The organism is Paenarthrobacter sp. CM16, from assembly GCF_013179505.1.
Lineage (GTDB): Bacteria > Actinomycetota > Actinomycetes > Actinomycetales > Micrococcaceae > Arthrobacter.
This window is the reverse complement of the sequence record NZ_JABMCX010000161.1, coordinates 1-11,238: the sequence shown is the minus strand read 5'-3', so window position 1 is coordinate 11,238 and position 11,238 is coordinate 1. Positions and strand designations below refer to the sequence as shown.

The window sequence follows — 11,238 nt, the reverse complement described above, 5'->3', positions numbered from 1 at the left end:
TCCGGACATCAAGCTCATGAACCAGATCAAATTTGCGATCGACCGCATCCGCGAAGAAGTGGACATCAACATTGCGTGCTCCCTGGGCATGCTGACGCAGCGCCAAGTGGACCAGCTGGCCGAGTGGGGCGTCCACCGCTACAACCACAACCTGGAAACTGCCCGCAGTTACTTCCCCGAGGTCGTCACCACCCATAGCTACGAGGAACGGTTGGAGACCTGCGCCATGGTCAAGGCAGCAGGCATGGAGCTGTGCTGCGGGGCCTTGATCGGAATGGGCGAATCAGTGGCCCAGCGGGCCGAACTCGCAGCCCAGCTCGCTGCCCTTGAACCCCACGAAGTCCCGCTCAACTTCCTCAATCCGCGCCCCGGCACCCCCTTGGAAAACAAAGGAATCATGGACGGCAAGGACGCCCTCCGTGCCATCGCCGCCTTCCGACTCGCCATGCCCCGCACTGTTCTCCGGTACGCCGGCGGCCGCGAACTGACTTTGGGCGATCTCGGCACCCGCGACGGCTTGCTCGGTGGCATCAACGCAGTCATCGTGGGCAACTACCTCACTACACTGGGCCGGCCGGCAAACGCGGACCTGAACCTGCTGGTGGAGCTGAACATGCCCATCAAGGAATTCCAGAAGTCGCTGTGACTGCGGCACCAGCCCCGCCGTACTGCGGGCACTGCGGCGGTGAGGCCGTCGCCGGAAGTGACAGTCCGACGTCGGACGCTCACCACGGCTGCCAACAGCGGCTGGCAATGGAGCCGCCCCGCTTTTGCCCGCAGTGCCGGCGTCGCATGAAGGTCCAAGTCACGCCCCTGGGCTGGACCGCGGAATGCTCCCGGCACGGCAGGCTGGGATCGTAAACACCTGGGTAGGCTGGACCTATGGGCCAGAGCCGGGACCTCCTGACGCCGGAGCAACGCAGCCGCAACATGTCCAAAATACGCGGCAAGAACACCAAACCCGAGTTGCTGGTGCGCAGGGTCCTGCATGCCAAGGGGTATCGCTACCGGCTGCACGGGCAGGCCGGTGCCGCCAAGCTGCCGGGCCGGCCCGACCTCGTGTTCGCGGGGCGTCGCAAAGTCATCTTCGTCAACGGCTGTTTCTGGCACTTCCATGACTGCCGGGCAGGCCAGCACGCGCCGGCGGCAAATGCGGAGTTCTGGGAGGCCAAGCGCAACCGCACCCGCCAACGCGACGCCCAGCAAGGTGAGCAACTGGCCGTGGAGGGCTGGGAGGTATTGACGGTGTGGGAGTGTGAACTAAAAGACCGGTCAGCGCTCGAAGAGAGGCTCATCCAGTTCTTGGGGGCAACCTCAACGGCCAGTGAACTCAATGGCCAGTGAACTAGGGCGCGGAGGTGACTGTCGGGGCAGAGTTGACGGTCCGGTCTTTGCCCGCAGGGTGGGCGCCCTGCTCCCACAGTGCGTAGGCAGCAGTCCCGCCGATGCCAAGGAGGACGGTCATGCAAAAGACGATGATGACCATCAGTCCTGGTGATGGACGCGCGCTGCTGTTCATGCTTTTTCCCGTTCCCTGATACAAGCCCCGGAATCCCCCGGATCCGTGATCTTGCCTCTGCTTGTCCTACTCTGGGGGCCGGCAATCAAGACTCCCTCTGAGTCCGCTCAAGATTGGATCAAGCTTTCGTTTTATGACGCTTCCCTGCTTCACGGGGTTCTACTGTTGAATCGTGAATCTATTGTTTGGAGGCGGGAGGAGTCTGGTGTCTGAGTATGACGAGTGCACTGACTCCCTGGTGGATCGCACCGTTCTCACCGGACTCCAGGCCGAGCTTGGCGGGGACCAAGCCATCATCAACACCTTCGTCCGCAACTACGTTGAGCTTCTGCCGTGGCGGGTTGACCGGCTCCACCATGCCTTGGAAAACCTGGACATCGAAGACGCCATGGACGCTGTACTAAGCCTGAAGACCTCCAGCCACATGGTGGGTGCCATCTGCATGAACCGTCTGGCCAGGGAGTTGGAAATCAGCATCCGGCTGCTGCCCAACGGGGATCACTTGGACGAGCTAGCTGCCCAGGTCAGCGAAATCGACCACTTCGTTCCAGCGACGATCCGCGAACTCCAAGCACCCTGCTAACCGCAGGAAGCCCGTGCGCGTGTCCCGGGTGGTGCAGCTGTCCTAGTTGTTGTTCGAAGCCGGCGCGAGCCGGTAACCGACGCCACGGACCGTCTCAAGCCAGCGGGGTGCCTGGATGCTGTCGCCGAGTTTCTTGCGCAGATTGCCCATGTGTACCTCAACGGCACGCTCGTCGGCGTCGCTGACGTAACTTCCGACGTCGTAGGGTTCGTTGCGGAGGCGGCGCGCCAGGTCCGCCTTGGTGCGGACAATCCGACCGGTTTCAAGCAGGGCAAGCAGGAGGTCGAACTCGGTCCGGGTGAGCTTCAGCTCCTTACCGTTCAGGACGGCGGTACGGGAGCCGGCGGAGACAGCCAGGCCGTTGTGGCTCACCTCGGGATCCACTTCTTCGGCCACAGCCTTGGAGTCCGAGGACGCGCGGGGCCTTCGCATCATGGCTTCAACACGGGCTCGCAATTCGCGGGGCCGGAACGGCTTGGTGAGGTAGTCGTCACCGCCGGCCTCCAGGCCCATGAGGGTATCAAGCTCCTCAGCACGGGCGGTCAGCATGATGATGTAGGCATCGGAAGACTTGCGGATCTGGCGGGCAACCTCAAAGCCATCAATGTCCGGGAGGCCGAGGTCCAGGGTAATGACATCAGGATTGAGTTCCCGCGCCGAGGTCACACCTGCGGAACCGGTGGAGGCAGTGTGCACATCGAACCCCGCCTGGGATAGGACAACCCTTACCAACTCGCGAATATCCTGGTCATCTTCAATGACCAGCCCCACACGTACTTCACTCATCGCTGCCCCTCAGCCCCTTCGATAACCTCAGAAGTATATCCATTATGGTTAGGCTGATCTCATGAACCGACTTTCTTCTGCATCCGTGGTGGATGTGCCATGACCCACCCTTCGACTTGGGATATTGGCGAAAAGAAGAAACTCCTGGTGTTTCAGCGCTCTTTCCACGAACATACCCTGCGAATGCGGGTTGTCCTCAGCCAACTGCCGTTGTCGGTGTGTGTTTGTATTTCTGCCATCCTGGTCTGGCTGTTTTTCCCGGCCACTCTTGAGAATCCGCTCTTCCTGATCTTCCTGCTGAGCCAGGCGTTGCTCCTTGCCTTGTGCGTGATGGTGCCCTGGCACCGGCTTCCCTTTGCCAGCTTCCTCACCATCCCCATCCTTGACATGGTCTCCATCGGATTCGCACGCGAGGGCGCCCTGGAGTCCATCACCGGCCTGAGTGTCCTGGTGGTGCTGCCCGTCATTTGGCTGTGCGCCTCGGGCCTATATCCCAAGCTGGCCATTTCCATGTCCTTCCTCGGACCCTTGGGCATCGTGTGGGTTCCCCTGTTCGTTCGTGGCACCTTGACCGAGCAGGACCTCACCAAACCCCTGCTGTTCCCCATCCTCATGCTCGGCATCGGGATCTCGGTCAGCGTCCTGACCCTGAGCATGGTCCGCCAGCAACGGGCATTGGAGGAAAAGGACCTGGCGCTCAAGGATGCGCTGGAGGTCAGCACCAAGCAGGAGCGGCTCCTCAATACCGTGATGGAGGCGCTGCCGCTGGGTGTAGTGGCAGTGGACGGCGACGGGCATGACATCCTCATGAACCGCCGCCAACGCCAAACCCATGCCTTGGCCACTCCCCCGGATAACGAGGACCCCAACGAGTCCCAGCTGCTGATCTTCGACATCGACAGGACCACGCCGCTGGACACGGACCGCCGTCCCGTGCGGCGGGCCGTCCTGGGCGAACGCTTCACCGATCAGTTGGTATGGCTCGGTTCCGGGCCGGACCAGCGCGCCTTTACGGCCAGCGCCCGTCCCATGGTGGACGACGACGGAAAGTTCGGCGGTTCCGTGGTGGTCTTCAGTGACGTCACCGAGCTGGTGAACGCCCTGGCCGCCAAGGACGATTTTGTTGCCAACGTTTCCCACGAGTTCCGCACCCCGCTGACGTCCATCCTGGGCTACGTGGAACTGATCATGGACGATCCCGACGCCCTTGACCCGAGGTCCCGCCAGCAGTTGGACATCGTCCGGCGCAACGCCGAACGCCTGCTCACCCTCGTCTCGGATCTCTTGGCCGTGCGCTCAGGCCACATCGTCATCCAGCCCCATACGGTGGACGTCTCCGAGCTGGTTCGCGGCAGCGTCACCTCCGCCGAGCCGCGCGCTGCCAAGGCAGGCATCCGACTTTCCATGGACATTCCGGAAGCTTTGGAAGCCCGGGTCGATTCCTCCCGCATCGCCCAGGTGCTGGACAACCTGGTATCCAACGCCATCAAATATTCCCCCGACGGCGGCGACGTGGAAGTAGCCGCCTGGGAGGACGAGGACTTTGTGTTCTGCCGGGTCACTGACACCGGCATGGGCATGAATGAGGAAGAGCAAGCGGAGGCCTTCACCAAGTTCTTCCGAGCCGGAGGCGTCCGCAAGAGCGCCATCCCGGGTGTCGGGCTGGGGTTGCCCATCAGCAAGGCGATTGTTGAAGCGCACGGTGGAACCATCACGCTGACCAGCGAACCAGGGCGCGGCACCACCTTCACGGTGAAGATGCCCGCCTGAGCAGGCCTAGTTCTTCAGCCCCGCGGCCTCGCGACGGCGACCGAACAGGAAGTAGCTGACCGGGCCGAAGAAGTTGATAAAGGAAACCGCGCGCCAGATCGCCTTCTTGCCCCTGATCCCCGCATCAGGGGTCTTGGCGATGCTGCGCTGCGCGGCTACCAGCAAAGCCAGGTTCAGGGCGCCGCTGGCCATCACCGAGATGCGCTGTCCCTTGCTCATGTCACGCCAGGATTTCTTGCCGGCCATGATGCCTCCTTGTCGCGGATCTTTGCGTACGGGTTACCTCTCAGGCTAGTCCGACGCCGATCGGCCCGCTACGGCCTGGCGTACTACTTCACCCCAGGACTGCTCAGCGAGGTCAGCCACGGCGGCAAGAATTTCCGAGGGCGGCAGCGACAAGTCCAGCGGGTACTCCACGATGTCGATGTCCGTGTTGAGGATGCGGCGCAGTTTCACGTCCCCGCGGCCGGCATAGACCAACCACGCTGTGGGAACCCGGAGCGCCGTACAGTACGCCAGCAACTGGTAATGGTCGGCACTCAAGGAGGCCCCGGCGTCGGACGCTGCTTTGTACTTGGAGTCGTAGACCACCACGGGGCGGCCACCCAGGAAATGGACGGCATCCGGGCGCACGGTCAGCCGGTCGGAGTCGTGCACGGCCTCGTTGAGCAGTGCCCCGTACTGGAGACGCATCTCCCCCGGATGGGTGGCCATGGCCGCACGCAGGGCAGTTCCGACGAATTCTTCGAACACCCGGGCCATGTCCACCACGAACGACGCTGTGTGTTGTTTGCCGTCGCCGGCTTCAGCGGAAGCATTGCGCAGGATCACCTCAGAGAGCCTGAGCACGGCGTGGTAGCGCAGGTTCATCCGGCTGGCCCGCCACGGCGGGAGGGGCGCTCCGGACTGAAGCCGGGTGACGGCGTCGAGCTTTCCCTTCAGCTGCCGCAAGCGGCTGAGGACATCGGGCCGGACACCGGGGACCTTCCCCATCCGTTCCAGGGCAGCGCGGAGGATGCGGTTCTCAGCGATGTCCTCCGTGAATTCGTCGTAGGAAACCTCCAGCGGCACCATCATTCCTGGTCGCCGGGAGATTTGGTCCGAGATCCGGATCCGGCCTTTGACCGTCCGGAGCGACTCTTCCACCGTCAGGTACCCCTGCAGGACTCCGCGGCTCAGTGCCCGGTCAGCCAACTGCGCCAGCGACTCCGCCAGGGCACTCCACAGGTCCGGGTGCTCCACGGCCTCCACGGTGTTGTCACGGAACCCTTGTTCACCGGCATAACTGAGCAGGAAGAGCAACCGGCTGAGGCCCAGCCGATCCTTGGGACGCACTTCCAGTTGTACCGTGGCGGTGCGGACGGAGCCCACTTTGCCCACGGGTTCAATCCGGTAGAGGCCCATCCCCATGGGCGAGGCCTTGGCCAGGCCGCTGGTATTGATGAACGCTGCCGAGGGGGCGTCCAATTTGTCCACCACGCCGCCGGAGAGCTCATCCATGACGATATGCCTGGGTCCGGAACGAGCCTTCGCCGCTGAGGCAGGCGCCCGGCCCGGCCGCGGCGGAATGGCCTTAGCGGGCTGCAAGACGTCCCAGCAACTGGTCCAGCCCGAAGCGCTCCTCCAGCTGTGCCCGGTTCAGTTGCCCGTGGTAGTGCTCTTCGAGCAGCGGCATGAGCTCGTACTTCCAGATCCGACGCAGGCCCGTGGGGTTTTGGGCAGCATTCTTCATGAAATAGGACGGCCCGATCATCAGGTCCCGGTCCCAGTCGTCAATTGCGTCGTTCAGTGCATCCAACAGGTCCGCATTGAGCGTATCCAGACCGCGGGCCTCAAGGAACCGGCGCAGGGTGCCGCGGATCGGCTCCTCCTTGGGGTGCAGCTCAATAAAGGCGAAACGACGGCGGATGGCGGCATCCATCATGGCGATGGAGCGGTCAGCCGTATTCATGGTGCCGATGATGTAGAGGTTGTCCGGCAGGCTGAAGGGCTCGTTGGGGCTGTACTGCAGATAGATGCGGTCGTCCCGGTACTCCAGCAGGAAGTACAGCTCACCAAAGACCTTGGCCAGGTTGGCACGGTTCATTTCATCGATGATCAGGAAGTACGGCTTGTGGGCGTTTTCCGGCTTGGCAGCTTCCTCCGCCAGGCGCCGCAACGGGCCGGCGACGAGCTTGAAGGACACTTGGCCGTCATCGGTTTTGTCCGGCCGGTAACCCTCGAAGAAATCCTCGTAGGCGTACGACGGATGGAACTGGACCAGCTTCACCCGCTCATCGGTGTGGTCTCCCGCGAGTTCGGCAGCGAGGTGCTTGGCCAGGTACGTCTTGCCGGTTCCCGGCGGACCGTACAGCACCAACTGCCGGTTATCTTCGAGCAGTTCCGCGATTTCCTCCAACGGCGCGAGGTCCATGTGCAGGGACGCTGCGAACTCTTCGGTCAGGGGCCGGAAGCCTTGCTGGACAACCTCGACGACGGCGGTGGGCGGGGCTTCGTCCTCGCCGTCCGTTTCGGCCTCGACAGGGAGCAGCTCCTGCAGGGCCTGGATCACCCTGGTGACGTCCACGATGATGCCGGGCGTGGATAGCTGGCGCTGGGCATGACGGGGAAGCTCGGGAATAGCGTAGCTGTCATCGAACCAGCGCACCTTGCGGCGGATGCGCCTGTTGTCTTCATGGTGTTCTGGCTCGCCAAGGACCACCCCGACCCGTACCCGGCCGGCATGCTGGTACAAGGTCAGATCGCCCGGCTTCATGACGGTCAGGAAAGCAAAAACGGCCGTCTTGGTGTCCTCGCGCTCCACGTAGCCAAGATGCTTGTAATCCTCGTCCACGGCGTGCTGGACCACACCAGCTGTGACACCGGCGGTGAGGGCACGCAGATGCTCCACGTCCAAGGTGGCTTTTTCCTCGGCGACCCAGGCAGCCAGGAGATCCGCATTGTCGTGATGGGTGCGCAGGAGCCAGGACCTGCGGCCAGGGTCACCCACCTTCCGCCACTGGCTGACCAGCTGACGGGCATACCAGTCGATGCGCTGCCCGGCTTGCTCGTCCAAGTGCAGCCGGATGCGGTGGATGTCCGCAGTGATGTCCTCGTCGGTATCACCTTTGGCACCGCCCACAAGCGAAGCGAAGGCATCCCGGATTTCCCGGCGCTCAACATCAGCCACCACGGGCTCGAAGTAACCGGGCCACACCAAATACTCGATGCTGCGACGCAGGGCAGGCTGATCCTCCGGCGTTGCTGCAGCAAGCTCATGGAACTTCAAGGGGTCCGCGAGCGCTTCATTGATGGTGGCCGTACTTTGACTGTCCACGTGGGCAACGAAGCGGCACAGCCACTTCAAGTGGTCCCAGATGGTCCAGTTGAATTCCGCAGTGCGGTCCCGGATCACTCCATGGTCCGTCATGCCCTCATAGAGTTCCCGGGGCAGCTCAATGGCCGGTTCAACCCAGGAGGCGGCCTCGGCAACACGGGCACGCTTCACCCTCAGGGACTTGACCTCGTGTGCCAGCGGCAGCGACTGCAGGAACAGCAATTCCACGGCCAGCAGTTTGGCCTCACGGGACGCGCCTTCCAGGTTCTGCCGCAGGTTGGTCATCATGGGAGCCTTGGAGTCCTCCACCCCGCGCTCCAGCCGTTCCAACAGCTCACCGGCGGCATCGGCGGTCCACGTGAGGGTCCGGCCGTCCAGCGCCGAAGGTCTCCCGTGCAGCGCCGGACCGAGCACATACCAGGCCGCGTCCTCGATCTCTTTGGAGACTCCGGGGGCACGGTCAGTGGCAGGTTTTACGGAGGAAATCACCATGCCAACTTACCTTGTTTGGCTTATCCGGGCATCTGGATATCCACAGGCAGCGGTGCCACCGGCCTGACCGGGGCTAACTTCCGTCGCGCAAGTCTGCCGGAGGTTCTTCCGTCAATTCGATGGCGTCAAAACGGGCCTCACAGCCCGGGCCCATCGGTGCCTGGGACATGAAACCGACGTGCACGGGTTTCTCCGAATCCAGCCGGAACAGGCGGACAAAGGACCATTCCCTGCCATCGGAGGAGGAGTGGAATGCCCACGCCGGACCAACCCTGCTGCCCCGCAAATAGATCCATGGCGCCGTGACCACCGGGCCGTTCGAATCGTCGGAGTACCCATTGGTCACCACGCTGACCACCATGGCCTCTCCTTGCGGGGAATACTCGAAGCAGAGCTTGGCCCAGTGCTCGCTGTCCGCCCACAACGTCAACACACCGGCGTCGAACGTTGTCCTGGGCGAGGCCACCAGCACCCGGGCCGAGAGGGAGAAGGCCGCCGGGGCCCTGAAGCCCAACGCGGTGGCGCCGTGCCGGGGCTCCCCGCCCAGGGAATCGTTGGTCCAATCGACGCCGGGAGCGGCCGTGAGCGTCAACGCCCCCTCCGCTTCGTCATAGCCGGCGTGTCCGGCGGATGAGGTCCACTCCATGGGCGGCAATCCTGGTATTTCGGGAATCAATCCTGGCTCCGTTCATCGACGCTGTACGTTGCAGAACACGCTTTCAGACATTGTCCCGAAGGTGCGGGACGCCACCCCGGTGCCGCCGGAAAAGATCCCTAGTGCATTCCGAATTGGTAGCTGAAGGGAACAGGCTCGTTGGGGCAAACCTCTTGCCACAACTCGGCGATTGCGTCTTCACCTTCACGCAGGTCCGGAATCTCGACGCCCTTGCGCAGGATTGCCGCCGCTTCGCCGGGGTTCCCGGTGCGCGCGAGCGCCAGCGCCTTGAGGAACGCCAACCGCCCGACGCCGGAGGCTACTTCGGAGGTGACTTCGGGGGCCTCTTGGGGTGCCGATGCGATCAGTTCCAGCGCCATGGACGGATTGCCGTGACGGATGCTGAGGGTGACAGCCTCAGTGAGCAGGGCTGTGAGGGAGGAGTCTGCCGCCACGCCCTGTCGAAGTTCGGCGAGTCCTTGCGGTTCTTGTCCCTCAGCGAGCAGTGCCAATGCCAATCCCCGGTGTGTGAGCGCCTTGGTCCTGGGCCTCACATCGCCGGCCGCCAGCACCTCTCCATAAAGGGCTTTTGCCCCCTCCAGGTCCTGCCTCGCATGCTTCATGGTGGCCAGATGGAATCTTGATTCAGGGTTCTCCTGACCCGCCAGGAGCTCCTCCCAGTCCGCCCCGGCGACGAAGCTGGACGCGTCGTCGAACCCTTCTCCCTGCAGCAGCCGCAGCCACGGTTCCTGTTCGGCGGTGACGCTTTCGTCCGCAAACGGCGTCCCGTTTTCATCTACCCAGGCTTTGCCTGACTTCAATCGCCTGGCGCGCTCCACCACTCCCCAGCCGCTTCCGTGCAGCAATATTTCCGACGGCGGAACGTCGGCATTGCTGATGGCTGCCGGAAGCATGGCCTCAAGTTCCTCGTGGGGCAGCAGTTGTTCCAAGTGGTCGCTGGCGTGTGCCACGGCAGCATGCCAGTCGGCACCGTGCGAGGTCTCCGGATCAAGGCCCCCGTTGCCGTACGCTTCCACCCAGGCCCACTGGGCGCCGGCCGGCATCACCAGGTGTTCAAACTGCGTCTGTGCCAAACCGGCCTGGATCTCGGCATACGGACCGGCTCCAGGGCTCAGCCACTCCTGCCACCGTTTTCCGCCCTGTCCCTGGCCCCACACGAAGAGCTTCTTTCCCCGCAGGAGGCCCGTTGAGAGCATCGCCAGCCCGTCGCCGTCGTCGTCCGCTGCCACAACCCAGCGCCGCTCGGAAGGGTCGATGTCGAAGAAGAAGTCAGCCGCGTGCGGGCTGTTGACCAGCCACGTGCCGTCATACCCCTCGTGGTCGTTGGGCCTGACGCGGGTGATATCGGTGGCGTAGTCGCTGCCGAAGGCCTCGTCCGCCGGAGCTATGACCCGTGTGCGGTCCGTTTCCGGAATGGCGGCGTTGCTCCACCAGTACATGGGGACGTCGTGGTCATTCGGGTTCCGGAGCCGGACCGCAGCGAACAGGACAGCCGAGTCCTCCGGCAACCACATGTCCACTTGGAACACTACTTCCCGCAACCGTTCGTACTCCCACACGCGCAGGATGTGCTTGCCATCCGAAGTATGCACGATCGCCGTGTGCAAGGGATCGCAACTGGTGGGCGAGTGGCCGCGGGTGCCGATGTTCCATTCCAGCCCGCCGGCAAACCAGGCCTTCCGCAGCGCAATGTTGGCCAGCTGCGGGGCATCGTGGGTGTGCAGGAGCTGCTTTCCGGTGGCTTTATCGAACAACTCCCAGATGCGGCCGCCCAGGGACGGGATGACGGTCACCTTGAGTTTGTTGTTCTCCAGCACGACGGCGGGCAGCTCTTTGGGTGCCGCCTCCCGGGTATAACCGTCCTGCATGAGATACGGGTAGATGTTGGGTACCACTCCGTAACGGGCCGAGGCCTGAAGTTCTTCCGGCACGCCCTCTCCCACGGTGTAGGGCTGGTCCAGCTCGGCTGCCACCACCGGCAACGGGTTCAGCGGGCCGGGATCCGCCATGGTCAGGGAGATGGTGGTAACGGTGAGGTTGGAGCTTTCGGTGATGTCCACGTCAGTATCCGATCGTGAGGAGGAGGCCGCGCTGCG

General features: G+C 63.3%; 11 protein-coding genes. 4 read left to right on the top strand and 7 right to left on the bottom strand.

The window, feature by feature from the left end; genetic code table 11:
- Both bioB and HP499_RS14650 read left to right on the top strand, forming a co-directional pair.
- On the top strand, positions 1-646 hold a 646-nt coding region (gene bioB / locus HP499_RS14655), incomplete at its 5' end, for a biotin synthase BioB (RefSeq protein WP_172324869.1).
- A gap of 236 nt (positions 647-882) precedes the next feature.
- Complete coding sequence (locus HP499_RS14650; RefSeq protein WP_172324867.1) at positions 883-1,344, top strand: very short patch repair endonuclease; 462 nt, start codon at positions 883-885, stop codon at positions 1,342-1,344.
- Position 1,345: 1 nt separating this feature from the next.
- On the opposite strand, the gene HP499_RS14645 is transcribed toward HP499_RS14650, so the two are convergent.
- Complete coding sequence (locus HP499_RS14645; RefSeq protein WP_172324865.1) at positions 1,346-1,519, bottom strand: hypothetical protein; 174 nt, start codon at positions 1,517-1,519, stop codon at positions 1,346-1,348.
- A 205-nt stretch (positions 1,520-1,724) separates the two neighbouring features.
- Here HP499_RS14645 and HP499_RS14640 point away from each other — a divergent pair, with 205 nt between their 5' ends.
- Positions 1,725-2,102 carry an Hpt domain-containing protein gene (locus HP499_RS14640; RefSeq protein ID WP_172324863.1) on the top strand — a complete coding sequence of 126 codons (378 nt, stop codon included), beginning with the start codon at positions 1,725-1,727 and terminating at the stop codon, positions 2,100-2,102.
- Positions 2,103-2,144: 42 nt separating this feature from the next.
- Here HP499_RS14640 and HP499_RS14635 read toward each other — a convergent pair whose 3' ends face one another.
- Positions 2,145-2,888 carry a response regulator transcription factor gene (locus HP499_RS14635; RefSeq protein ID WP_172324861.1) on the bottom strand — a complete coding sequence of 248 codons (744 nt, stop codon included), beginning with the start codon at positions 2,886-2,888 and terminating at the stop codon, positions 2,145-2,147.
- A 99-nt stretch (positions 2,889-2,987) separates the two neighbouring features.
- Between HP499_RS14635 and HP499_RS14630 the strand changes: the two genes are divergently transcribed.
- Positions 2,988-4,658, top strand: a complete 1,671-nt coding sequence (locus tag HP499_RS14630) for a cell wall metabolism sensor histidine kinase WalK (protein ID WP_172324859.1) — start codon at positions 2,988-2,990, stop codon at positions 4,656-4,658.
- Between the two features lie 6 nt (positions 4,659-4,664).
- On the opposite strand, the gene HP499_RS14625 is transcribed toward HP499_RS14630, so the two are convergent.
- The 5 genes from HP499_RS14625 to HP499_RS14605 all read right to left on the bottom strand — a co-directional run.
- Positions 4,665-4,904, bottom strand: a complete 240-nt coding sequence (locus HP499_RS14625; RefSeq protein WP_172324857.1) for a PLDc N-terminal domain-containing protein — start codon at positions 4,902-4,904, stop codon at positions 4,665-4,667.
- A 45-nt stretch (positions 4,905-4,949) separates the two neighbouring features.
- Complete coding sequence (locus tag HP499_RS14620) at positions 4,950-6,158, bottom strand: restriction endonuclease (RefSeq protein WP_172324855.1); 1,209 nt, start codon at positions 6,156-6,158, stop codon at positions 4,950-4,952.
- Positions 6,159-6,231: 73 nt separating this feature from the next.
- On the bottom strand, positions 6,232-8,466 hold the full coding sequence (locus tag HP499_RS14615) for an McrB family protein (protein ID WP_172324853.1): 2,235 nt from the start codon (positions 8,464-8,466) through the stop codon (positions 6,232-6,234).
- Positions 8,467-8,539: 73 nt separating this feature from the next.
- Entirely contained in the window at positions 8,540-9,112 is a 573-nt protein-coding gene (locus tag HP499_RS14610) for a DUF1349 domain-containing protein (RefSeq protein WP_253951599.1), read from the bottom strand.
- A 128-nt stretch (positions 9,113-9,240) separates the two neighbouring features.
- Positions 9,241-11,238 (bottom strand): DUF5107 domain-containing protein (locus HP499_RS14605; protein WP_253951598.1); only part of this gene is annotated, 1,998 nt, incomplete at its 5' end.